We start from the raw sequence: 21,861 nt of genomic DNA on the forward strand, positions 1-21,861 counted from the left end.
TTCGTCAAATTTCATCTTCTAGTTAACCATTTCTACCGGAGGACAAGGAATTCCTGCTTTTTCACGTTTTTTCATAAATTTTACTTTATAATGACTCCGCCGAACGGTAGCGCCTCTCTCAAAATCCGTTTGAACAAGGAATCGCCCTGCAAAGGATCGGCCAGCCCGAATCTCGGTCTGGAAGGCTGCAAAAGCACCTTGCCCGAGCCGGTAATTTCCCAATGGTAGTTCATGCGCTGGCTTGCAAGCGGGTTGCCGTAGACGCACAGCTGCAGCTTGGCTTCCTCTGGATAAGCGACGAGACAGCCGATATCGACATAAACCGGTTCCGACGGATCGATCGTGAGCTCGCATAAAGGGCCGCAGCTAAGCAGACCGAGGGTGCCCCCGCCGGAAAATTTCATCCGAATCCAATCCTGCGTCACGACAGCTTGCTTGATTTTTTGGAACCGGCTCTGCAGCTTCATTCCCTCGCTGTACAGCAGCACATACCGGATGTCGAACAGCAGGCTGCTATCCTCGGGCAGCTCCAGCGCCCGGAGGCTGTAGCCTGCCGGAACGCCCAGCACAAAGCGCGCAGGGCCGGTCAAACGCGATTCGATCCAACGCTTCTTCCGGTAAACTCCGGCCACATTCAATAGACGATCTTCCCGGCTCCCGGAACTTCCCTGAAAGGCGATGATCTGCTTTGGATGCAGCACCAAGGCGGCTTCGCCGGCGGCAAGCTCCACAGCTGCCGCTTGTCCGTCGCTTCCGGCTCCTTCTTCTACATGAATCTTCATCCGTTCCCTCCCCGGTGGCTTGCGCTGCGGTTCCGGCGCCATACGACCAGCCGAATCACGCGCATCAGAACAAAATAGAGCACAACAAGCAGCACTCCCGTAAGCGCCGTCCGAACGATTTGTCTCGTGCGCTGCGCACTTGCCTGCTCCGCCTCTTCCAAGCGCCGGATCAGCTGCTCCAACTGCTCGTTGCGGCTGCGGAGCTCGCGATTTTCCTCCATCAGCCGCTGCTCCGTCGCTTTGTACTGCTCCGTGGCTTCCTCCGAGCGCTTGAGCGTCGTCTCAAGCTGCTCCCGGTTCCGCTCCAGCTCCTGCTTCGTCTCGTTATATTGATTCTGGAGCTGTCCGATCTGCTCCGGCATGTCGTAAATGTCTTTTACCCGGTCCAAAAAGCCTGCTTGCGCAACAGGCCAGGGAAGCGTCAGCAGCAGAAAAAGGCAGGCCGTCCCCGCTTTGACCTTGATTCCCCGTTCCGGCTTTTCGAGCGGACGCAGCATCGTTTTCATACGTGCTCTCCCCTTCCTAATCGTACGAAATAACAGGCGTATTTCCTTTATTTTACCTGTTTTTTCGACAAAAAGGAACATGCTCCCCCTATGCGAAGGACAAAGAAAAGACCGCGTTCTTCCGGAAGCATTCGCCTGCGGAAAGTGCGGTCTTATGACGTAGGCAAACGGAAGAGCGAGACGTCCGGGACGGATCTCCGGGCCATCTTCGCAGCACTCTGCCCGATCATTAGATGATATGATGACGGAATAAATATTCTACAGCGGAACCTGCGAGCCTCATCCACCCGATAGCGGAAACCCACAGCGGTATACTGAGCATCGTTCCTATTACGAGTCCGACGGAAAATCTTCCCTCCATGGCGCCAAGCCTCCTTTTACAGCGATGCCGCTGACAGGTTAATTCCATTATATGATGAAAGCGCTCTATTTTGAATTATTTTTCAGAATTTTATTAAAATTTTCCGATGTTCAACGATTTGAATTTGCTCTCACGTTACTTTACAATAAAAGAGGATGTTTTTTTCATTCGCCTGAGCCGTAAGGCTTAGGCTCTTTTTTAAAGGGGCCCGGCTCCTTTATGCAAACGCCTTACGTTTAACACACTCTACTTTCTTACGTCGATCCTCTTTTTGAACCTCGTTTGCTCCTTTGCTTTTCTGTTGATTACCCGTTGAATTCCAAGTTCCGATTCCAGTTGATCCGCTGTAAATTTAAACTATTTTAACGATTTTTGGCGTAAACTATAGCTATGGGGTCATTTTCAATCTTGGAGGGAGTTGGATAACAGATGATGTTCCTTAGCCCGACTAGAGGTTCCGTTACATTGGAGGAAATGGTTAAAATCCTGCACGACTTTGTCCAAGAAGATCAGGAAGCAAGCTATAAATTGGTTATCGGAACGGATTCCCATACGACCCGGCGCAGCACGACGCTCGTCACGGCCGTCATCATTCACCGGATTGGCAAGGGAGCCCGCTTTTTTTACCGTAAACGGAGCAGCCGCCCGCTCTTCGACCTGCGCACGCGCATATACCGCGAAACCGAGCTCAGCCTGGAGCTGGTCGAGCTGCTGAACCGCAGCGGAATGAGCGACCTGACTTCCCAGTGGCCGCTGGAAATTCACATCGATATCGGCCAGCAGGGCGAGACGAAGGTGCTGATTCAGGAAATTTGCGGCTGGGTCACCTCCGTCGGCTACGAAGCGCGGATTAAGCCGATGTCGTTCGGCGCCAGTTCGGTGGCGGACCGATTTGCGGAGTGAGGAACGCAAAAAAGAGGGCTTGGAGTCCTTCGGAGTGTTGAGAAAGTGGTCAGGTGAGATAATAGAGGTGTACGAGGGGTGGGGTATCTACTTCCGGTCACTGTTGTCTGCAGGAAATTTTATTGGAAGCCGCTTAACAGCGGACATTTCCCGCAGACAAAGGTGATCGCTATCGCTCCTCCAGTAGATACCCCACCTCCGTATGTATCTCTATTCTTAGTTAAAAACCACATTCTCGGCACCCGTGGGGGCTTGTCAGCCCTCTTTTTTGCGTTTATATATATATAGTAGATAAAATTCGGTCCAGGTTTGCGACCGAACGGGTTGCGCCGGATTTTTGCTCGTCGTCGCCTTCGTACTCGACCGTCAGCCAGCCGTTGTAGCCCGCGTGACGCAGCCTTGTCATTAGACTGTTCAGATCGATGCTGCCTTCTCCGGCGATGCGCCCGGCAAACCGGTCGCCGGACAACGATGGATACGCCCGGCCTTCGTAATGCTCGTCCACGCGAACGAAGTCCTTGAAATGCACATGGGCGACTTGCGCATGCAGCGTTTCCAGCGCTTCTCCCGGGTGCTCGTTCACGAGCAGCAAGTTGCCCGTATCGAACGTGCTGCGCAGGAACGGCGAGTTCACTTCCTGCAAGATGCCCAGCACCTGATCGGCCTTTCCGGCGAATACGCCGTGGTTTTCGAGGCACAGCAGAACGTCCTTCTCTGCAGCGTAGGCAGCGGCTTCCCGCAGCCCTTCGACGATCCAGCCCTTGACCTCGTCATAGGAGCTGCCGTCCGGCGGAACGTCGCCGGCGAATACCCGAACGATGCGGGTGCCTAGCGTCCGGGCCAAATCGACCGCGCCCGTAATCTCGCGAACCTGCTCCGTTCGTTTGGCCGGATCGCTGAAGGAGAAGTTGTTGGACGCCCCGACCGCGGCTACTTCCAAGTGATGGCGGTCAAGCGCAGCGCGGAAGCTTTCCAGTTCCTCCGGCTTCCAATACCGCGTCAGCACCTCGATGCCGGTCGCTTTCGTCTCATTGGCCACAAATTCAGCCAAATCCGCATGCGACCACTCGCCGCTGTTGAAATAAGAATGAACGCTCCATACGCTCAGCGCAATTTTCATGCATGTCACTCCTCCGCTGTTATTCACCGGGTTTCCAATGTCCGCGTTCGTTATTTATATCGGCGAATAAAATCGACCGCGAGCCGAATATCCACTTCCGGCTGCACGCCGACTTCGCGCTCGATCGTCAGATATCCTTGATAGCCGATCTCCTGAAGCGCGGCAAAATAAGCGTCGAACGGCACGCGCCCTTCGCCTAGCGGCACTTCCTTGAAAATCTCGCCGGACGTGACCATCTGCGCAATTTTGCCATGATCCATCGGCTCGAAGCCGAGTGCCCCGTATACCTCGCGCGGGTCTACCTCGCGGAACCGGATGCCGTCCTTCACATGCGTATGGACGATATAATCCTTAAGCAGCCGCACGCCCTCCACCGGGTCGTCTCCCGTGACCATGACCATGTTCGCCGGATCGAAGTTCACCGAAACGCCGTTCGTACTGAGCGTATCCAAGAAGCTTTTCAAATGAGCGGACCGCTCCGGGCCGGTCTCGATGGCGAAATAAGCGCCGCAGCCCTTGGCATACTGTCCCAGCTCCTCGCAGGCCTTCTGCATGTTGTGGTATACTTCGCCGTTCGTCTCCTCGGGTACAATACCGATATGGGTCGTTACGATGTTGGTGCCGAGATCGAGCGCCAGATCGAGAATGCGCTTCGACTTCTCGACCTTCGCCGGGTTGGCCGTGCCGTCCTGAAAGCCGTGCCCGCCCAGATCGCCGCAGAGCGCGGAAATTTCAAGCCCCAGCGAAGCGATGTACGCTTTCAGCTCACGTCTTGCCTCCGCCGTCAGGGCGGCCGGGTCCATCTCGCCGCTAACCGCGTAAATCTGCACGCCGTCGGCGCCGACCTCCTTCGCCTTGCGCAGTCCTTCGCGAACCCCGACACCGAAACTGTCAACGATCACGCCGATTTTGTTCGTTAATTTCATCTCCGCTCTCCTCCATATTCAGAAGTCCGGTGAACGAAGCAGAGCAGGCGGACCTTCTTCCATCCGCGCAGCGCGCCATTCACCGGACTTGGTTTTAGAATTGAATTTCGATGCCTTTTTCGCTCGACTCGTAGATGCCGGAGATGATCTTGGTCAGCTCTACGCCGTCTTCGACCGGACTGACCAGTTCAGCCCGTCCGAGACAGCAGTCGACGAAGGTATTGATTTCGTTCTGGAAGCCTGCCATAAAATCAAAGGTCGAATTGTCGATCTGCGGCGTCACGTTCAAAATCGTATCGTGCTTTTCCGTGACGATCGTAAAGTCGGGCTCGACCTCCGCGCCGCCCCGCTCGCCGAATATTTTCACGGCCACCTCGTTGCTCTTCGCATGCAGCGTAAAGCTGACGTCCACCATCAGCGAAGCACCGTTCTCGAAGCGGATCAAAGCGTTCGCCATATCTTCAACGTTGTTTTTGGAAGCGTCGAAGTCCGCCGCCTGGTAATAACTCAAATTTTGTACGTTCGAGCGGTTGCCGAGCTTCTTGTACGTATTGCCCGTCACCGATTTCACTTTCGGACGCCCCATCAAGTACCAGCACAGATCGATCACATGCACGCCGATGTCGAGCAGCGGTCCGCCGCCCGAACGCTCGATGTCCGAGAACCAGCCGCCCGGATTGCCGAGGCGACGCAGGTAGGACGCTTTCGCATAATAGATCTCGCCGAGCTCGCCTGCGTCGATGAACTTTTTCAGCACCTTGGTGTTCGTCCCGTACCGGCGCACGAAGCCGACCTGCAGCAGCTTGCCGCTCCGGCGAACCGCCGCTTCCACCTCGAGCGCCTTATCGACGGTCGTGCACAGCGGCTTTTCACACAGTACATGCTTGCCCGCTTCGAGCGCCGCGATGCTGATCTCGCCATGAGAGTTGTTCCAGGTGCAGATGCTGACCGCTTCCACTTCCGGGTCCGCCAGAAGCTCGCGGTAATCGGTGTACACCTTTTTCGCGCCGAACTTGTCGGCGGCCTGCCGCGCCCGTTCTTCCACCAGGTCGCAGACGGCGACGAGCTCCACCTCGGGATGATTTTGATACGAAGTTAAATGCATTTCCGAAATCGAGCCTGCGCCAATCACAGCTACTTTTAAACCAGCCATGCTGATCCCCCTCTCTCCACCCGGATACTACCACATTTGTCCAAGTCTGTGAATTGCAAATATTTCTCCCCGCATGAGATCAATTTATCCCTTGACCGCTCCGGCCGTCATCCCTTTCATAATCTGCTCCTGGAACAGCAGGTAGACGATAATGGTCGGTAGTACCGCGATCGACATCGCAGCCATCGTCAGCTTGTAGTCGGTCGCATACCCAGTGGCAAAAACGGACAAGCTGAGCGGAATCGTTTTTAAAGCGGGCTTGCTGATAAAGACGAGCGCGAACGCGAAGTCGTTCCAAAACCGCAAAAAGCCAAGAATCGCTATGGTCGACAAGGCCGGCAGGCTGAGCGGCAGCATCATGCGGAAGAAGATGCCCCAATACCCTGTGCCGTCGATCAGCGCTGCTTCTTCGATCTCTTTCGGAATCGCAGTCAAGTACGCCGCGACGACGAAGATTGCGAGCGGCAGCTCAAACGCCGTATAAGGAAACACGAGCGCTGCGTACGTATCGAGCAGCCCGACTTTTTTCATCAGGACAAAGAGCGGCACGAGCGTGCTGTGAATCGGAATGAGCATGCCGAGCAAGAACAAGCCCATGAACAAAGGCTTCAATTTAAAATCAAAGCGTGCCAGCACGTAAGCCGCCAGCGCGCCAAGCACCAGCGTCAGAATCAACGACAAGACGGTAACGATGGTCGAATTGACAAGCGACGTTCCCATCGCCGATACTTCCCAAGCCCGCACGAAGTTGTCCCACTGCCATACCTCCGGCAAGGAGAACGGCTTGGAATGAAATTCTTCGTTCGTTTTAAAAGAGCTGACGAACAGCCAGAACAGAGGATAAAGCGTAACGAGGGCGTAAAGCGTGAGCAGGACGTTAATGATCCCGCGGTTCCATTTTGCCCCGGCTTTGCCCGCGGCGCTTCCCGTTTTTACTGACAAAGCTTGTTCCATGACGGGTCCCTCCTTTCGGTTATCGGTAATTGCGTTTCATGAGGTATTGGCTTCCCAAGATCAGCAGCAGGCTGAGAATAATGATCGCGGTCGAGACAGCGCTGCCGTAACCGAAGCGGAAGACGTTGAACGTGTTGTTGTACATATACGAAGCGAGCAGCTCGGTCGAGTGCGCCGGTCCGCCGTTTGTCATGACGTAGATCAGGTCGAATGCCTTCAAGCTGCCCGAGATGCAGAGCACGACGGCAACCTTGATCGTGTCCCAAATCATCGGCAGGGTGATCGAGAACAATTTCCGTACCGGCCCGACACCGTCGATTCGCGAAGCGTCGTCAATTTCCGGGGAAATATTTTGCAGCGCGGCGATAAACATAATCATGTACGGCCCGATGTAGTTCCAGATAATCGGGATCATGAGCATATACATGGATATTTTCGGATCGGATAACCACTGCATCTTCCAGGATTCGAGGCCGAGGCCGTCGAGCAGGAAGTTCAAAATGCCGATTTGCGGGTGGTAAATGTAGCTCCAAATGATCCCCACGACAACCGAGGAAAGCACCATCGGCATAAATACCGAAGCGCGGATCATCCGTTGAAAGAGCGAGCTGCTTGTGAGTAAAAGCGCCAGAATAAGCGCGATCGGAATTTGACCGAACACCGAAGCGGCGACGATCAGCATGTTGTTCTTAAACGAAAGCCAGAAAATCGGGTCGCGAATCACTTCCACGTAGTTGTCGAAGCCGATGAACTTCGCAGCCCCGATGCCTTTCCAATCGAAAAAGCCGTAATACGCAGACCAGAAAATCGGTATAATCGCGAAAAAGACGAAAATCAGCGTGGCCGGGAGAAGACCTATCGCAATAAACCCTCGAATACGTGCCGTTGCCGTCATGGAATCCCCTCCTTCTTCCGGAACTGGCGATTCCAGCCCCGGTGAAGAGCTGGAATCGCGCGGCCCATCTTATTTTGCGCCGACCGACTTGGCTTGCGCGTCTTGAATTTTCTTCGCTATGTCTTCGGGCTTGGCGCCCATGAGCAGCTCCTGCAGGCCGTTGTTCACGACATCGGCTGCGGCCGAGCTCAGGCGTCCGTCATAAACCGGCGTCCGTTTCACGGTCCCTACCATGTTATGAACCTTGGCGAACAGTGAGGAAACTTTGGTTGTATCGAGATCGACCTTGTAGCTAACGAGCTGATTGCTTTCCAGCGTCGCCTTCTGTGCCGCCGGGCCGGACATAGCGTAAATCAGCTCATACGCCGCTTCTTTGCTTGCGCCGGACGTTTTCTTGCTCATGCCGAGACCGGTTCCGACGACGCCGGCAAGGGAGTTCGGGTCGCCTTTGCCGTTCGGAACGGAAGGCAGCACCGTCACGTCCATGCCGTTCAGCACTTCTTTGGACGCATTGGCCGCAAGGTTCGTCAGCGCCCAGCCGCCGTCGATCATCATCGCCGCTTTGCCTTGCGCGAACATTTGCTCCATCTGCGTATTGTCGATGCTGTTGAAGCCGTCCTGGAACGCGCCGGCTTTGCCGAGCTGCTGCAGGTATGTCAGTGCCTGCACGAATTCCGGATCGGTGAACTTCGCGCCTTTTTGCTCGGCCGCGTTCAGGAACCATTCCGTTCCCGTCACACGGTCGGCCAAGGAACTCAAAATACTGGATTGCGCTAGCCAGGCCGCTTTGTTCCCGAGAGCGATCGGTGTTATTTTTTCTTTCTTGAACGTTTCGACCAGACTCATCATGTCATCCCACGTTTTCGGCGGCTTGACATTGTGTTTATCGAACATGGCTTTGTTGTAGTATAAAATCGATGTCGGAGACAGCCCCATCGGAGCAGCATAAATGTTGCCGTTCAGCGTGAAGTCGTCGAAGGAGCCCGGCAGGAAGCCGTTTTTCCAATCCGCTTTGCTGTCCAGCAGCGGATTGATCGGCTGAAGCAGATCGCCTCCGGCGAATTCCTTGGTCATAACGCCGGGCCACATCACAAACAAGTCGGGCATTTCGTTCGCCGCCGCAACCGTTTTCAAACGGGCTCTGTAACCATCTGGCGGAATGCCCTGAATATCCAACTCCACGTTCGGGTGATCCTTCTTGTACTGCTCCATGATTCCACGCATCGTTTTGGCGCGCAGATCGTCCCCGGTGAAGTTATGCCATAGCGAAAGCTTTACTTTATCGGACGCTTTTCCTTTGTCTCCGCCCGCGCTGCCGCCTGTGCCCGCTTGATCCCCACCCGAGCCGCAGCCGGCGAGAAGCGAAAGCGAGAGGGTCAACAGGACTCCCGTTGTAGCCGCTTTGTTCATCTTACGAACCCTCCTTGTATATGTGTGTACTGCTTCAGTATAGAGGACAACCCCCGGGATACGTAACGGGAGAGATTTCGGCCCTAGGGTGGAAAGAATTCAGTCTTTGACCGACTGCCTGAATTCCGACGGCGTCTGTCCGGTATGCTTTTTGAACTGCTGGCTGAAATATTTGATGTCCTCGTAGCCGACCCGGTTCGCCACTTCGCTGATTTTCGCCTGCGACTCCTGCAAAATTTCCGCGGCCCGCCGCATCCGCTCCCGCGTGACGAATTCGATATAGTTCAGCCCCGTCTCCCGCTTGAACACTTCGCTGAAGTGGTTCGGGTTCAAGTGAACGAATTTGGCCACCTGCTGCAGCGATAAGTTTTGGTCCAGATGCTCCTTGATGTAGGCGATCGATTTTTGAATATACGCATAGGGCTTGTCGGCAATCGCTTCGTGAAACGCCGCCATCACCGAGGACAGCAGCTTGAACACCTCGTCCTCGGCGCGCGAATCGACTTCGAACGTATGGAGGGCGGCCGGTGCCGCCTCCGGCTTCCCGCCGCCCTGCGACCGCTCCAGCCAGCGGTGGCCGGCAATGACCATCGATTGCAGATACGCCTGCACTGAAGACGGAATGGCCGCCGGATCTTCGAGCTGCTCCCGTACCTTCCGGTTCACCCAATGCCGCAGGTCGGCCCCGTTGTTGCTCATCAGAATGGCCGCCAGCTCCGACTCCTCCTTCTGGGAGCAGACGGTCCGGCCGCCGCAGCGGTCCGCGATGTCCCCGGACGTGTACAGCCCCTCGGCCCCGAGCAGTCCGCGGTACGCAAATACCGTCCCGGCTTCCCGATAAGAGGCCTGCAGCTCGCCGTACGAAGCCACGGAACGGCCAAGCGCCGCGAACACCGTACATTTCAACGTCCGCCGCACCCGGTCGATGGCCCGTTCCAAGCCGCTGCAGTCGGATACGCGGGCTTCCTCCCGCACGACAAGCACGATTCGGTCCGCCTTCAGCATCGTTACCGCCGGAAGCAGCTCATAGAGCATATTTTCGGCAGCTCCGAGCAAAAGACCGGCGAGCGCTCCGTCCCCCCAGCCCGTTGCCGCGAGCAGCAGCACCCGCATCGGCGCCAGAGACGATTCGTCCGGCTGCACGCCGTTTTTGCGGAACCAGGCCTGCACCGGTGCCAGGGACGATTCGTCGCCCTGGATCAGCAGCCGATCCAGCAGCTGGCTGCGCAGTGCCGCCGTTTGCATCGTTTCCTGCTTGGCGTTCTCCCATTTATCCATGATGCGCTGCTTCGCCTTCATCGCCGCTTTAATAATTTCCTCGGGCCGGCTTGTCTTGAGCAGGTAATCGGTCACTCCTTCGCGCAGCGCCTGCTGGGCGTATGCAAAATCGTCGTAGCCCGTCAGAATGACGGTTTCCGTGTCCGGGAGCAGCCGCTTCACCTCGTGCGCGAGCTGAATGCCGTCCATCCCCTGCATGCGGATGTCCGTGAGCAAAATATTCGGCTTCTCCACCGGGATGCGCGCTAGCGCTTCCTCGGCGGACGAAGCCGGGGGAAGCAGCGTCAAGCCGAGCTCCTTCCAGTCGATGACGGTACACAGACCGTTCCTTATGATCACTTCGTCGTCTACGATTAAAATTTTCATGCGTGCTCCTCCAATACCGGAATGCTAAAAGAAACGCGGGTGCCTTTGCCCGGCTCGCTGTCGATCGTCAGCCCCGCTTCGCTGCCGTAATGCAGCATCAGGCGCTGGTGCACGTTGCGTAAGCCATAGCTGGTCTTGGCCGCAGGCGCGCCGTTCCCCGTCCAAGCGAGCTGCCGGCGAATTTCGCGCAGCTTGTCCGCCTCGATGCCGATCCCCGTATCCTCGACGACAAATTTCATCCGCGCGCCGCTCAGCTCGCCGTGAACATAGACGAAGCCGGGCTGCTGTTTTTTCTGAATGCCGTGAATCAGGCTGTTCTCGATCAGCGGCTGAAGCAGCAGCTTAAGCATCGGCTGCTGGAGCATGGCCGGGTCGATGTACACCTCCATCTCGAATTGGCCGGGAAAGCGGATCGATTGCACGTAAGCATAGTTCTGCGCATGCGCGATCTCCTGCTGCACGGGGCAAAACTCCTCGCCCTTGTTCAGGCTGAACCGGAGAAAATCGCTGAGCGCCCCGACCATCTCGGCGATCTGCCGGTCCTGGTTCATCAAGGCCATCCAATGGATCGAGGATAGCGTATTGTACAAAAAGTGCGGGTTGATCTGCGCCTGAAGAGCGAGGATGTCGGCTTCCTTTTTCTTCGCCTCGTTCAGCTGCACCTGCTCCTTCAGCCGCTGAATCCGGTCGCTGAGCTTGTTGTAGCTGTGCAGCAGCAGGCCGACCTCGTCGCTGCTTTTCACCTCGTACGTCGGGATCGGCTCGTCCGGGTTGATGTCCTTCATCGTCTGCGTCATCCGGGTCAGCGGCCGCGTCACCCACTGGATGAAATAAAGCACCAGTCCGGCGGCCAGCAGCAGCGAGATGCCGACCGCTACCGCGGTAACCGTCAGCACATAGACGTTCTGCGCCGTATAGATTTCGGTCGGGATGAAGCCGACCAGCTTCCAGTTGAGGCTCGGGAGCGTATAGTACAAAATCGTTTTCTGCCCGTCCCCTTGGCCGTAATTGAGCACGCCGCTCGGCTCCGCCATCGGCCCGATATCCGGGAACGGCTCGCTGACGGGACGGTTCAGCCACCCGGACTCGCCGCCGGACAAAATCCGGTTGTTCGCGTCCAGCAGCAGCACGAAGCCTTTGGCTTCCCAGCCGGATTCCTTCAAATAGCGGGCAATCTCGGCTTCGTCCAAGCTGATGGACAGCTCGCCGAGCGGCTTGAAGTTATTCACGTTGCGGATCGGACGGACAAGGGAGACGACTTTCTTCAGCCCTTCCGTCGTCCGATTCTCGTACAGCGGCGTCCACCATTTGGTGCTGCTGCGGTAAATTTCCTCGTTCTTGCGGAGCACTTCCGGTAGCCCCGAATAAAGCACCGTCGAGTTGGACAGCGGCGGATAGCCGTTCGCCGATTTGATGGTGATGTTGGAAATATATTTTTTGGAAAAAGCCAGATTGGTCAAAAAGCCGACGTTGAGCGTATAGCGGGCCACGTCCTCCCGGTCGTTGTCCAGATACGCCTGAACCTCCCGCTGGCCGATAATAAACAGGGACATGTTCTCGACGTCCTGTATAACGAACTCCAGCTTATCCGCTATTTGACGCAGCGTGTTCATGCCCGATTGCTTCGCCTTCTCCTCCGTGGCGGAGGTCGCTATATTGTACGAAACCGCTCCCGTGGCGAGCAGCGGCAGGACAATCGCAAGCAGGAGCAGCAGGGACAGCTTGTGTTTGAGCGACTTCGACAGCCACCGTTTCATTGTGTCGTTCCCCCGTTTAGCTTGGAAATGGAATTGTAAGCGTTGCGATGCCTTAATACTAGCACATTTTCAGGGGGAAGCTAACATACTTTTTTTCAACCAAAAAAACTTTTTGTTTGATTTCACGCTGGATTATGTTAGTATCTTTCTCAGAATGACCCGGGGACCATGCAGCCCCCGGAAACGACCGGTCTGAAGAGGGAAATTCGGCTCGAATCAGGGCGGTGCTCTTACACTTATCAGAATATTCGAAATATTATGGGAGTGAGTGAGACGATGAACGACCGACTGGATACCCCCAGCGTGATCATCGACACGGACATCATGGAGCGCAACATCCGTTCCATGGCCGACTCGGCCAAAAAACTCGGCATCGCGCTGCGGCCCCATGCCAAAACGCACAAAATGCCATGGGTCGCGCAGAAGCAGCTGGACGCCGGCGCGGTAGGCATTACCGTCGCGAAAGTATCCGAGGCGGAAGTGATGGCAGAGCACGGCATCAAGAACATTTTTATTGCTTACCCACTTGTCACCCCGGCCAAAATCGCACGTGCGGTACGGCTCAGTGGGCAAATCGAGCTGATCGTCGGCGTCGACAGTCTGGACGGGGCCAAGCTGCTGTCCCAAGCCGCCGTTGAGGCGGGACGCGAGCTGCAGGTCCGCCTCGAGATCGATACCGGTCTGCGCCGGACAGGCGTGCCGTACGACCAAGCGGAAGCGCTGGCATCCGCCATCCATGCGATGGAAGGACTGCGCCTGACGGGCATCTACACGTTCCGCGGCGCGCTGCTCGGCGGCAAGCCGACGCTCGACCTGCAAGCGGCCGGCGCTGAGGAAGGCCGGCTGATGGCCGAGCTCGCAGACCGCATTCGCGCCCAGGGCGTGCCGATCGCGGACGTCAGCGTCGGCTCCACGCCTACAGGCCTTCAGGCCGCGGTGGCCAAAGGCGTGACCGAAATCCGGCCGGGTACTTACGTGTTCCAAGACCGGATGCAGGCCCGCCTCGGCGTCTGCTCGCTCGGCGATTGCGCCGGTAGCGTCCGCGTCACGGTCGTCAGCAGGCCGGCTGACGATCTGGCCGTAGTAGACGGAGGAAGCAAGACATTCGCCACCGACGTACAGCCGAACACGGACCCGATGCAGCTCAAAGGCTTCGGGCACGTCGTCGAGCTGGAGGACGCGGTGCTGGAGCGGATGTCGGAGGAGCACGGCATGCTGCGGCTCGGTCCAGCGGCCCAAGCTTCCGGCCTGAAAGCCGGCGATGTGCTGCACATCATCCCGAATCATATTTGCAGCACCGTCAATCTGCATGACAAAGTGTATTTCAAGAGCGGCGACAACTATGAGGAGCGGGCCGTTCTGGCGCGCGGCAAGCTGCAGTAAGCGGGGAGGCTCGAAATCATGCTGGATCTTATCATTCGTAACGGACGTATTGCGGACGGCACCGGAAATCCTTGGTTTTTCGGCGACGTTGGTGTCAAAGACGGGCGGATCGCCGCCGTCGGCCGGGTGGAGCAGGAAGCGAGAAGCGTCATCGATGCGCACCGCCAAGTCATCGCTCCCGGTTTTATCGACGGCCATTGCCACTCCGACCTGATGATTTTCGATCATCCGCACAGCGAGATCAAAATCCGGCAGGGCGTGACGACGGAAGTCGTCGGCAACTGCGGACTCGCGCCGGCTCCCTTCGTAAAGGAGCGCGCCGAGCTGCTGCAGAGCTACGTCCAGCCGGTGCTGGGCAAGACGGACTGGGCATGGCCCTGGGAAACCGTCGAGCAGTACATGGAGCATCTGGCCCGCTCCGGCCCATCGGAGAACGTCGCCACCTACGTCGCGCACGGCGCGCTGCGCATCGCCGTCATGGGCTTTGCGAACCGCCCGGCTGCGCCGCACGAGCTGGAGCGCATGAAGCTGATGCTGGAGGAAGGGCTGCGGGCCGGCGCCATCGGGCTGTCCATCGGCCTGTTGTACGCCCCCGGCAGCTATACGGCCAAGGAAGAAATCGCAGAGCTGTGCTCCATCCTGCCGAAGTACGACGGGCTGTTCTCCACGCACATCCGCGGTGAAGGCAACAATCTGATTCCTTCCGTCAAGGAAGTGATCTGGATTGCGGAGAAAGCCGGCGTGCCGCTGCACATCAGCCACTTGAAGGCTGCCGGCAAGCGGAACTGGGGCAAGGTGCTGGAGGCGCTGGAGTTGATCGAGGACGCCCGGGCCCGCGGCATGGACGTGACCTGCGACGTGTACCCTTACCACGCAGGCTCCACGACGCTGACGACCGTCCTTCCGCCATGGGTGCTCGAAGGCGGGATCGAAGGCACGCTGGAAGCGTTCCGCGATCCTTCGCTGCGCGCCCGCATCCGCGAGGAGCTTGGCCGCGAGCAGGACGATTGGGACAACCTCGTCTGCTCCACCGGCTGGCAGAGCGTCGTCATCTCGGCGGTGCATACCGAGAAGAACCGGCATCTGGAAGGCAAGCATATCGCGGAAATCAGCGAGGAGCGCGGCCAGCATCCGGCGGATTGCATGATGGATCTGCTGCTGGAAGAGGAAGGACGCATCTCGATCGTGTACTTCCACATGTCGGACGACGACGTCTCGCAGGTGGTCCGGTATGAAAAGTCGCTGATCGCTTCCGACAGCCTAACCTGCGAAACCGGCAAGCCGCATCCCCGGCTGTACGGCACGTTCCCTCGCGTCTTCGCCAAATACGTGCGCGACCAGCGCGTGCTGTCGCTGGAGGAGGCGGTCCGCAAGCTGACGTCGTTCCCGGCGCAGCGCTTCAAGCTGGGCAAACGCGGATTGATCGTTCCCGGTTATGCCGCGGATCTGACCGTCTTCAATCCGGATACGATCCAGGATCTTGCCACGTTCGAAGAGCCGAGACAGTATCCGAACGGCATCTCGCACGTCATTGTGGCGGGCAAAACAACGCTCACCGGCGACCAACACACGCATGCCCGCGAAGGCGGACTTATTCGTGCAGCGTCGTGTTGCGCCCATTAATTTAACGAAACTATCGGAGGTATCCTATTTATGTCCCAAATCGAACAACGTTTACAAGAACTCGGCATTACTTTGCCCCCGTCCCCGGAGCCGCGCTTTACGTACATTCCGTGCAACCGGACGGGCAACCTGCTCTATTTGTCCGGACAAGATTGCCGCATTAACGGCGAATTGATGTACGAAGGCAAGCTGGGCAAAGAAGTTACGATCGAGCAAGGCCAAGAAGCGGCCCGTCAAACGATCATCAACTGCCTGGCCGTGCTGAAAGGCTACCTGGGCGACCTCGACCGCGTGGTCAAAATCGTCAAGCTGCTCGGCTTCGTCAACAGCACACCAGGCTTCGGCGATCAGCCGTATGTTATGAACGGCGCATCTAACTTGCTTGTCGATGTCTTCGGCGAGAACGGCAAGCACGCCCGCTCCGCGATCGGCACGAGCGACCTTCCGTTCCACACGCCGGTGGAAATCGAGCTGATTGTGGAAATCCGCGATTAGGCGAATCGAAGACGGTCGGCTTAATGTAGAAGCACCTCCGGCATCGGAATCCCCGAGTGCTAGAGGTGCTTTTTATATGGCTGCGCCTTAGCTGTTAAGCTGCCGGTTCACCAACTCCAGGAGCTTGCCCCGCTCCTCCTCCGTGATGCTCTCCACAAGCCGGGCGGCCGCAAGCGGCAGCATCCACGCCTCCATTGACTCCATCGTGCTGCCGGTAAGCCGTATGTATTCTTTCAAGTACGTCCTGCACAACTGCCGGCGCAGCGCGGTAAACAGCAGCTTCATCGGCTTCGGCATTCCCGGCGGAAGCGACGCATAGTCCAAAACGAGCCGCGTTCGGGCCGCATCACCATCCGGATGGCCGCTCATGCCGGTCATCCAGTCGATAATGACCGGACCTTGAGCGGTCATCATCATATTTTCGGGATGCAGGTCCCCGTGACACAGCCTGACCTCTTCGGGCAGCCGACTCAACCGCTCGATCACCCGCGCCTTGGTCTCCTCGGACAGCAAGGACGTTTCGCGGATGCGGCGTTCGAGGATCTCCTTCTGCTTCGGAAGCCCCGGAGCCTCACGGCGGTGCATTTCCGCGTGCAGCGCAGCGAGCTGCCCCGCAGCTTGAGCGATGCGCCAAGGCTTCGCCGCGATCACCTGCGTCAAGGTCGGACCCGCCACCCGTTCATATACGATTCCCCGTTTGCCCTCGGCCTCCTCGATTCCGTAAACCGCGGGCACCGGCAGTCCGAGCCCGGCCACCTGGCGGCTGATCTGCCATTCATATTCCATCAAGTCTCCGGTATGGGGCCGGAACACTTTGATGATTTTATCGCTGCCCCATTCAAATACTTCCGCCGTATATCCTTGTCCGATGCGCTTCCCCAGCTTCATGACGACGACTTCCCCTTCTCTTGGCCCGGTTGTGCCGGGGCAATGTAACTAAACTTGAAATTCGCTCCCGGAACCGATATAACTGACTATAGACGTTTTTATCCGGAAGCTGCTTCAGCTTTACCCGAGGGAGACCCTGCTATGATCAAAAAAGTTTTGGCTGCTCTGCTGCTTGCCGCGATCTTGATCGGCGCGCTTGACGCCTGGTCGTATAAAGACGCGCTGCGCTACCGCGATCAAGTGGCCGTCCTGATGTACCATCATGTCCACGATACGGATCAAAGCTCGAGCACCGTCTCCACCGCTTTGTTTCGCGATCAGCTCAATTATTTGAAATCGAAAGGCTATCATTTCATTTCGCTCGACGAATTCAAGCAATTTTACGATGGCGGTTCCGTGCCTGACAAAGCGGTGCTCGTTACCTTTGACGACGGCTACAAAAGCTTCTACGATTACGCGTATCCGATCTTGAAAGAGCTTGACGTGCCGGCCGTCAATTTCGTCGTAACTAAAGATTTGGACGACCCGCTGGCCCCGTCGATTCCGGCGCTGTCCCGCGACCAGATCCGGCAAATGCTGAGCGAGCGGCCCGGACGCTACGATTTTCAATGCCACTCGAACAATTTGCATTTCAAGCAAGGCAAGACCGCGGCGCTTACCGGACAGCTTACTCGGGACGACGGAGCGCTGGAAACGTCCGAGCAGGCCGTCGCCCGGGTGGCGGCGGACACCAAAGCCTGCGCGCAGCGGCTAAACGAGCTGTACGGCAGCGATCATGCGGCAGACAGCTACGCTTACCCGTTCGGCATCCATTCCAAGACGGCGCAAGATCTTCTTACGCAAGCGGGCTTTCGTTACGCTTTTACCATTGTGAACGAGATGGCTACCCGCGCCAATCCGAAGCTGGAAATTCCGCGAGTCAACGCAGGCAATCCGGCCATCCGGCCCGAGCTGTTGGACAAGCAGATCATGCTGCGCGTCCAAAGCGTCAAGCCTTTTCCCTAAAAGCTCGCTAGTACGCGATACGGGACTCCTTGAAGACCTGTCAGGTCCGAACGGAGTCCCGTTTTCGTGTTATCGGCCGAGTCCGAACAAATCTGCGAGCAGCTCATACGAGCGCAGCCGGGCTTGGAAGTCGTACGTATAGGTCAGCACGATCAGCTCTTCCACCCCATAGCCCTTGCTGAACTCAAGCATCTGCGTCCTCACCTTCTCCGGTCCTCCGACGATCATCCGCTTCCGGTTCGCCTGGATACGCATGCGATCCCAGTCGGTGTACGGGTAACATGCCGCTTCCTCCGGTGTCGGGAAGGGCCGTCGGAACTGCCCCTGCTCCAGAAACAAGAGGCGCAAATCGGTCGAGGCCGCCAGCCGTTCCGCTTCTTCGTCCGTGTCGGCGCAGATGACGATCACGCATACGTTCGCCTGTGGAGACGCGCCGAGCGGGCCGGGCCTGTAATTGGCAAAATACCGCCGAACCGCTTCATGTCCGCCGTCCCCGTTAATGAAATGCGCGAACGAGAACGCTCCACCCAGCTCCGAGGCCCGATCCGCGCTGAAGCCGCTGGAGCCGAGCAGCCAAAGCTCCGGCGCCGTATCGACGAGCGGCGTAGCCCGCACGCCTTCGAAGCGGTGTCCCGGCTCCATCCAGTCGGATAGAAAGCCTCCGAGATCGCGGAGCATTACCGCGAAATGCTCTTCCCGCTCCTTCGGCCGGCCGTACCGCAGCGCCTCCGAAGCAATCGGCATGCCGCCGGGCGCCCTTCCGATGCCAAGATCGATCCGTCCCGGATACAGGGCTTCCAGCACCCGGAAATTTTCCGCGACTTTATACGGGCTGTAGTGAGGCAGCAGCACGCCGGCAGAACCGACCCGAATCCACGACGTTTGCGCGGCAATGGCTGCGATCAGAATCTCCGGAGAAGAACCGGCAAGACCCGGCGTGTCATGATGCTCCGACACCCAGTATCGCGTATAACCGAGCCGTTCAACCGTTCTGGCCAGCTCTAACGTGCGCGCCATCGCGTCTGCCGCCGTTTCTCCCGGAATGATCGGCGATTGATCCAATACGCCCAGCTTTAACATTCGAATCCTCCATTCCCCTCCTCTTATGACGTTCGGACGCGTTCATGAAGCCGGAGGATGCCACTTATTTTCTCCATTCATTATACGCCTAGAAGTCCGGTTGCGCACTTTTACCGTTCCGCTTCGCCATCTTTCGATCCGGGATTCACAACTTGTTGGAAAACGGACAAGGAAAATTCCCAAAAAGGGTTGAAATTCCAACGTATTCTGTTATACAATTCAATTGATAAAGATTCTCATTATCATCGTTCTTGTCATTGTTGTGCTCTCGCCGGCACTTGTTGAATAGGATCTCCTGCCTCGGAGTTCAGCTAAATTTTAAGGGAGTGATTGGGTTGGAACGGTTATATACGGAACGGTTGGATATTGCCTACGGGGAACGGTCTATTGTACAAAATTTGAATATCAGTATCCCTTCGGGACAAATTACGGCGCTGGTCGGCGCGAACGGATCAGGTAAATCAACGATCCTGAAAGCGATGGCCCGCATGATGAAGCCGAAACAAGGCAGCGTCTTCCTGGACGGCAAGTCGATCCATCAGCAATCGACCAAGGAAGTGGCCAAGCAGCTCGCCATTTTGCCGCAAAACCCGACGGCCCCGGACGGATTGACCGTCTCCGAACTCGTCACCTACGGCCGCTTCCCCCATCAGAAAGGATTCGGCTCCCTGACCAAGGAAGATCGAGAGATTGTACGCTGGTCGATTGCCATGACCGGAATGGAGGAATTTCACGACCGTCCTGTCGACCAATTGTCCGGCGGGCAGCGTCAGCGCGCATGGATTGCCATGGCGCTCGCGCAAGGAACCGACATTCTGTTCCTTGACGAGCCTACTACGTTCCTCGATATGGCTCACCAGCTTGAAGTGCTCAAGCTGCTGGAAAAGCTGAACCTCGAAGAGCGTCGCACCATCGTGATGGTCGTTCACGATTTGAACCATGCGACCCGCTATGCGCACCATATGGTGGCGATTAAACGCGGAACGGTAGCGGCGGTAGGCAGCCCGGTGGAAGTCATGACTCCAGAGATGCTGCAGAACGTCTTCGGCATCGAAGCGGACATTGTGCCCGACCCCCGCACCGGTGTTCCGTTGTGCATTCCGTACGAGCTCGCGGGCCACAGCCGGCCGGTTCAGGTGGCTGCTGTCTCCCCTGTCGCCAGGCGCTCCGAAGCGCGGGAGCTTGTTGCGGCTGTCAAGTAGAACGGGAACCGATGTTTGCTGCGTATAAGGTTTTTCAGGACTCCTCCGTTTTTGAGGGGTCCTTTTTTGTTGCGGCAAATGGTTTGCGGGAAGAAACTTTTTCCGTAGATTTTTCGTTTAATTTAATATCACAAGCGTTCGGAACAATGGTATTCCTGAGCGAAGGAGGGAACGCGAAATGAGCAGGCGCCAACGGCTTGCTGTCGCTTTATTGCTCATCACGAGCACCATTATTTTGAATTGGTCCTATCCGGATGCCAAAGCGCTCGGAGAGCGGCTTTTTCAATGGGTCGGGCTGCCCGTATGGTCGCGAGGCGCCAGCGGCTTGAACTACGTCGGCATCACCTCGATGCTGCTGCTGTTCGCCGGCCTGTTCACGCTTAGAACCGCGCTGCAGCGCCACGCAAGAAAGATTACCCTGCTCGCTTTAATTTTGTCCTTCTGGCTGCCCTCCCAACTGGTTGTAGCTTATCAAAGTGTATGGGCCAAAGGCATCTATGCCTTGGAATACGTCAAGGACGAAAGCAACTGCAACTACAAAAAAGAAGACGACCAGGTCACCGGTACTTGTTCGCTGACCTTCGTTAACCATAGCGGTCAAGACATCTTGTTCACCGCTTCTATCCGCAATCAGCGGTATCTCGTCGGCTCGTTCTTGGAATCGCTTGACATCCTTGGGGATCACACCTTGACCATGCCACCCAGGCAGAAAAAAACGATCAACGTAGCTTTCACCAAAATAGTTGCCGATGCCCGCACTCCTGCCAGTGGTACGTTCTCCGGAATGGATTTAGCGGTGAAAAGCGACGAAGAGGAAAGAGATTTATAAATAAACGTTTCGGCGCCTTCGATGCCAAAAAGCCGCATCGCCCCTACTGCCAGAGGATGCGGCTTTGTTATTGCTTTTAGATGATGCCGGGTTTTAAGGCAGTCCTGTAATCCGGCCTACGGTTTGTGCGACCGCCGTTACGGCTTAGCGATTGTCGACCTTCTCCGGGTACAGATCATGATTCAGCAGCCGGTGCTCGGCCATCTGTTCGTATTTCGTCCCCGGACGTCCGTAGTTGCAGTAAGGATCGATGGAAATGCCTCCGCGCGGGGTAAATTTTCCCCACACTTCAATGTACTTGGGGTCCATTAACTTTATCAAATCGTTCATGATGATGTTCATGCAGTCCTCGTGGAAATCGCCATGATTGCGGAAGCTGAACAAATACAGCTTAAGCGACTTGCTCTCGACCATTTTGAGGTCCGGGATGTAGCTGATATAAATTGTGGCGAAGTCCGGCTGGCCGGTAATCGGGCACAGGCTGGTAAATTCCGGGCAATTGAATTTGACAAAATAATCGCGGTACGGATGCTTGTTATCAAACGATTCGAGCATCTCCGGCGCATAATTCGTCGGATACTTCGTTTGCTGGTTACCGAGCAGCGTCAAGTCGAGCTCGCCTTCTTTTCTTCCTGCCATGGTGTGCTTGGCTCCTTTCTCTTCTTAAACCTTTATTATAGCCGATCTATGAGCTAAAGGTAAGATTTTGCAAGAAAAAGGAAGCACCCCAAAACTCCTCCGCCAAAGGCCGGACGGTAGCCGTAACCGTGCCGTCGTTCATTTGAGCCCGCGCTTTCGTTCCCAGCAGCGATTAATCACCCTTCACTTGGATGGTACCTTCGGCCAGTGCGGCAGGCTGAACGCACAGCAACGCTAGCACCGTTACTACTAGCCCTATTTTCTTCATGCTAAACACTTTACGACAAAAATTGCAAAACCTCTTGA

General features: G+C 56.7%; 21 protein-coding genes. 7 read left to right on the forward strand and 14 right to left on the reverse strand.

The features are described from left to right. Positions 1–80 precede the first annotated feature (80 nt). From NI000_RS30940 to NI000_RS36860, 3 genes are all read right to left on the reverse strand, one after another. Complete coding sequence (locus tag NI000_RS30940) at positions 81–782, reverse strand: AIM24 family protein (protein WP_253415206.1); 702 nt, start codon at positions 780–782, stop codon at positions 81–83. Beyond that, a complete protein-coding gene (locus NI000_RS30945) occupies positions 779–1,288 on the reverse strand; it encodes a hypothetical protein (RefSeq protein ID WP_253415207.1) in 510 nt (169 codons plus the stop codon). Before NI000_RS30945 ends, NI000_RS30940 begins: the two co-directional genes overlap by 4 nt. A 229-nt stretch (positions 1,289–1,517) precedes the next feature. Continuing rightward, positions 1,518–1,649 (reverse strand): hypothetical protein, encoded by a 132-nt coding sequence (locus NI000_RS36860; RefSeq protein ID WP_281940989.1) that lies wholly within the window; start codon positions 1,647–1,649, stop codon positions 1,518–1,520. Between the two features lie 429 nt (positions 1,650–2,078). Between NI000_RS36860 and NI000_RS30950 the strand changes: the two genes are divergently transcribed. Continuing rightward, positions 2,079–2,552 carry a ribonuclease H-like YkuK family protein gene (locus tag NI000_RS30950; RefSeq protein ID WP_054976035.1) on the forward strand — a complete coding sequence of 158 codons (474 nt, stop codon included), beginning with the start codon at positions 2,079–2,081 and terminating at the stop codon, positions 2,550–2,552. A 274-nt stretch (positions 2,553–2,826) separates the two neighbouring features. On the opposite strand, the gene NI000_RS30955 is transcribed toward NI000_RS30950, so the two are convergent. The 8 genes from NI000_RS30955 to NI000_RS30990 form a co-directional block, all read right to left on the reverse strand. Next, positions 2,827–3,672, reverse strand: coding sequence for a sugar phosphate isomerase/epimerase family protein (locus NI000_RS30955; RefSeq protein WP_253415208.1), 846 nt, complete (start codon positions 3,670–3,672; stop codon positions 2,827–2,829). 50 nt (positions 3,673–3,722) lie between these two features. Next, positions 3,723–4,598: a sugar phosphate isomerase/epimerase family protein gene (locus tag NI000_RS30960; protein ID WP_253415209.1), complete on the reverse strand. Its 876-nt coding sequence runs from the start codon at positions 4,596–4,598 to the stop codon at positions 3,723–3,725. 94 nt (positions 4,599–4,692) lie between these two features. Beyond that, complete coding sequence (locus tag NI000_RS30965) at positions 4,693–5,751, reverse strand: Gfo/Idh/MocA family protein (RefSeq protein WP_253415210.1); 1,059 nt, start codon at positions 5,749–5,751, stop codon at positions 4,693–4,695. A gap of 84 nt (positions 5,752–5,835) precedes the next feature. Further along, complete coding sequence (locus NI000_RS30970; protein WP_253415211.1) at positions 5,836–6,705, reverse strand: carbohydrate ABC transporter permease; 870 nt, start codon at positions 6,703–6,705, stop codon at positions 5,836–5,838. Positions 6,706–6,724: 19 nt separating this feature from the next. Continuing rightward, positions 6,725–7,600, reverse strand: coding sequence for a carbohydrate ABC transporter permease (locus tag NI000_RS30975; protein ID WP_253415212.1), 876 nt, complete (start codon positions 7,598–7,600; stop codon positions 6,725–6,727). Between the two features lie 69 nt (positions 7,601–7,669). Beyond that, on the reverse strand, positions 7,670–9,010 hold the full coding sequence (locus tag NI000_RS30980) for an extracellular solute-binding protein (protein WP_253415213.1): 1,341 nt from the start codon (positions 9,008–9,010) through the stop codon (positions 7,670–7,672). Between the two features lie 99 nt (positions 9,011–9,109). After that, complete coding sequence (locus NI000_RS30985) at positions 9,110–10,654, reverse strand: helix-turn-helix domain-containing protein (protein WP_253415214.1); 1,545 nt, start codon at positions 10,652–10,654, stop codon at positions 9,110–9,112. After that, complete coding sequence (locus tag NI000_RS30990) at positions 10,651–12,411, reverse strand: cache domain-containing sensor histidine kinase (RefSeq protein ID WP_253415215.1); 1,761 nt, start codon at positions 12,409–12,411, stop codon at positions 10,651–10,653. Before NI000_RS30990 ends, NI000_RS30985 begins: the two co-directional genes overlap by 4 nt. 276 nt (positions 12,412–12,687) lie before the next feature. Here NI000_RS30990 and NI000_RS30995 point away from each other — a divergent pair, with 276 nt between their 5' ends. The 3 genes from NI000_RS30995 to NI000_RS31005 are packed head-to-tail and all read left to right on the forward strand — an operon-like array spanning position 12,688 to position 15,912. Beyond that, on the forward strand, positions 12,688–13,794 hold the full coding sequence (locus tag NI000_RS30995; protein ID WP_253415216.1) for an alanine racemase: 1,107 nt from the start codon (positions 12,688–12,690) through the stop codon (positions 13,792–13,794). 18 nt (positions 13,795–13,812) lie between these two features. Beyond that, complete coding sequence (locus NI000_RS31000) at positions 13,813–15,417, forward strand: N-acyl-D-amino-acid deacylase family protein (protein ID WP_253415217.1); 1,605 nt, start codon at positions 13,813–13,815, stop codon at positions 15,415–15,417. Positions 15,418–15,447: 30 nt separating this feature from the next. After that, the gene (locus tag NI000_RS31005; RefSeq protein WP_054973153.1) at positions 15,448–15,912 is read left to right on the forward strand and encodes a RidA family protein; all 465 of its coding nucleotides are present in this window, start codon (positions 15,448–15,450) and stop codon (positions 15,910–15,912) included. 87 nt (positions 15,913–15,999) lie between these two features. Here the strand turns inward: NI000_RS31005 and NI000_RS31010 are convergent, their stop codons facing one another. Next, the gene (locus tag NI000_RS31010) at positions 16,000–16,800 is read right to left on the reverse strand and encodes a phosphotransferase family protein (protein WP_253415218.1); all 801 of its coding nucleotides are present in this window, start codon (positions 16,798–16,800) and stop codon (positions 16,000–16,002) included. A gap of 141 nt (positions 16,801–16,941) precedes the next feature. Here NI000_RS31010 and NI000_RS31015 point away from each other — a divergent pair, with 141 nt between their 5' ends. Beyond that, a complete protein-coding gene (locus NI000_RS31015; RefSeq protein WP_253415219.1) occupies positions 16,942–17,805 on the forward strand; it encodes a polysaccharide deacetylase family protein in 864 nt (287 codons plus the stop codon). A gap of 69 nt (positions 17,806–17,874) precedes the next feature. Here NI000_RS31015 and NI000_RS31020 read toward each other — a convergent pair whose 3' ends face one another. Further along, positions 17,875–18,885, reverse strand: coding sequence for an LLM class flavin-dependent oxidoreductase (locus tag NI000_RS31020; RefSeq protein WP_253415220.1), 1,011 nt, complete (start codon positions 18,883–18,885; stop codon positions 17,875–17,877). A 335-nt stretch (positions 18,886–19,220) separates the two neighbouring features. Here NI000_RS31020 and NI000_RS31025 point away from each other — a divergent pair, with 335 nt between their 5' ends. Both NI000_RS31025 and NI000_RS31030 read left to right on the forward strand, forming a co-directional pair. Continuing rightward, complete coding sequence (locus NI000_RS31025; protein ID WP_253415221.1) at positions 19,221–20,087, forward strand: ABC transporter ATP-binding protein; 867 nt, start codon at positions 19,221–19,223, stop codon at positions 20,085–20,087. A gap of 178 nt (positions 20,088–20,265) precedes the next feature. Next, a complete protein-coding gene (locus NI000_RS31030; protein ID WP_253415222.1) occupies positions 20,266–20,916 on the forward strand; it encodes a hypothetical protein in 651 nt (216 codons plus the stop codon). A 144-nt stretch (positions 20,917–21,060) separates the two neighbouring features. Here the strand turns inward: NI000_RS31030 and queF are convergent, their stop codons facing one another. Further along, positions 21,061–21,555, reverse strand: a complete 495-nt coding sequence (queF, locus tag NI000_RS31035; protein WP_025847467.1) for a preQ(1) synthase — start codon at positions 21,553–21,555, stop codon at positions 21,061–21,063. Positions 21,556–21,861 lie beyond the last annotated feature (306 nt).

The organism is Paenibacillus tyrphae (assembly GCF_024158745.1).
GTDB lineage: Bacteria > Bacillota > Bacilli > Paenibacillales > NBRC-103111 > Paenibacillus_G > Paenibacillus_G tyrfis_A.

What these genes read in the sequence shown, in the direction of transcription:
- NI000_RS30960 (WP_253415209.1), bottom strand. Translation starts at nt 4,598, where the DNA reads ATGAAATTAACGAACAAAATCGGCGTGATCGTTGACAGTTTCGGTGTC.
- NI000_RS30945 (WP_253415207.1), bottom strand. Translation starts at nt 1,288, where the DNA reads ATGAAAACGATGCTGCGTCCGCTCGAAAAGCCGGAACGGGGAATCAAG.
- NI000_RS31010 (WP_253415218.1), bottom strand. Translation starts at nt 16,800, where the DNA reads ATGAAGCTGGGGAAGCGCATCGGACAAGGATATACGGCGGAAGTATTT.
- queF (WP_025847467.1), bottom strand. Translation starts at nt 21,555, where the DNA reads ATGGCAGGAAGAAAAGAAGGCGAGCTCGACTTGACGCTGCTCGGTAAC.
- NI000_RS30980 (WP_253415213.1), bottom strand. Translation starts at nt 9,010, where the DNA reads ATGAACAAAGCGGCTACAACGGGAGTCCTGTTGACCCTCTCGCTTTCG.
- NI000_RS30940 (WP_253415206.1), bottom strand. Translation starts at nt 782, where the DNA reads ATGAAGATTCATGTAGAAGAAGGAGCCGGAAGCGACGGACAAGCGGCA.
- NI000_RS30985 (WP_253415214.1), bottom strand. Translation starts at nt 10,654, where the DNA reads ATGAAAATTTTAATCGTAGACGACGAAGTGATCATAAGGAACGGTCTG.
- NI000_RS31015 (WP_253415219.1), top strand. Translation starts at nt 16,942, where the DNA reads ATGATCAAAAAAGTTTTGGCTGCTCTGCTGCTTGCCGCGATCTTGATC.
- NI000_RS31005 (WP_054973153.1), top strand. Translation starts at nt 15,448, where the DNA reads ATGTCCCAAATCGAACAACGTTTACAAGAACTCGGCATTACTTTGCCC.
- NI000_RS36860 (WP_281940989.1), bottom strand. Translation starts at nt 1,649, where the DNA reads ATGGAGGGAAGATTTTCCGTCGGACTCGTAATAGGAACGATGCTCAGT.
- NI000_RS30975 (WP_253415212.1), bottom strand. Translation starts at nt 7,600, where the DNA reads ATGACGGCAACGGCACGTATTCGAGGGTTTATTGCGATAGGTCTTCTC.
- NI000_RS30965 (WP_253415210.1), bottom strand. Translation starts at nt 5,751, where the DNA reads ATGGCTGGTTTAAAAGTAGCTGTGATTGGCGCAGGCTCGATTTCGGAA.
- NI000_RS30990 (WP_253415215.1), bottom strand. Translation starts at nt 12,411, where the DNA reads ATGAAACGGTGGCTGTCGAAGTCGCTCAAACACAAGCTGTCCCTGCTG.
- NI000_RS30970 (WP_253415211.1), bottom strand. Translation starts at nt 6,705, where the DNA reads ATGGAACAAGCTTTGTCAGTAAAAACGGGAAGCGCCGCGGGCAAAGCC.
- NI000_RS31000 (WP_253415217.1), top strand. Translation starts at nt 13,813, where the DNA reads ATGCTGGATCTTATCATTCGTAACGGACGTATTGCGGACGGCACCGGA.
- NI000_RS30950 (WP_054976035.1), top strand. Translation starts at nt 2,079, where the DNA reads ATGATGTTCCTTAGCCCGACTAGAGGTTCCGTTACATTGGAGGAAATG.
- NI000_RS30995 (WP_253415216.1), top strand. Translation starts at nt 12,688, where the DNA reads ATGAACGACCGACTGGATACCCCCAGCGTGATCATCGACACGGACATC.
- NI000_RS31030 (WP_253415222.1), top strand. Translation starts at nt 20,266, where the DNA reads ATGAGCAGGCGCCAACGGCTTGCTGTCGCTTTATTGCTCATCACGAGC.
- NI000_RS30955 (WP_253415208.1), bottom strand. Translation starts at nt 3,672, where the DNA reads ATGAAAATTGCGCTGAGCGTATGGAGCGTTCATTCTTATTTCAACAGC.
- NI000_RS31020 (WP_253415220.1), bottom strand. Translation starts at nt 18,885, where the DNA reads ATGTTAAAGCTGGGCGTATTGGATCAATCGCCGATCATTCCGGGAGAA.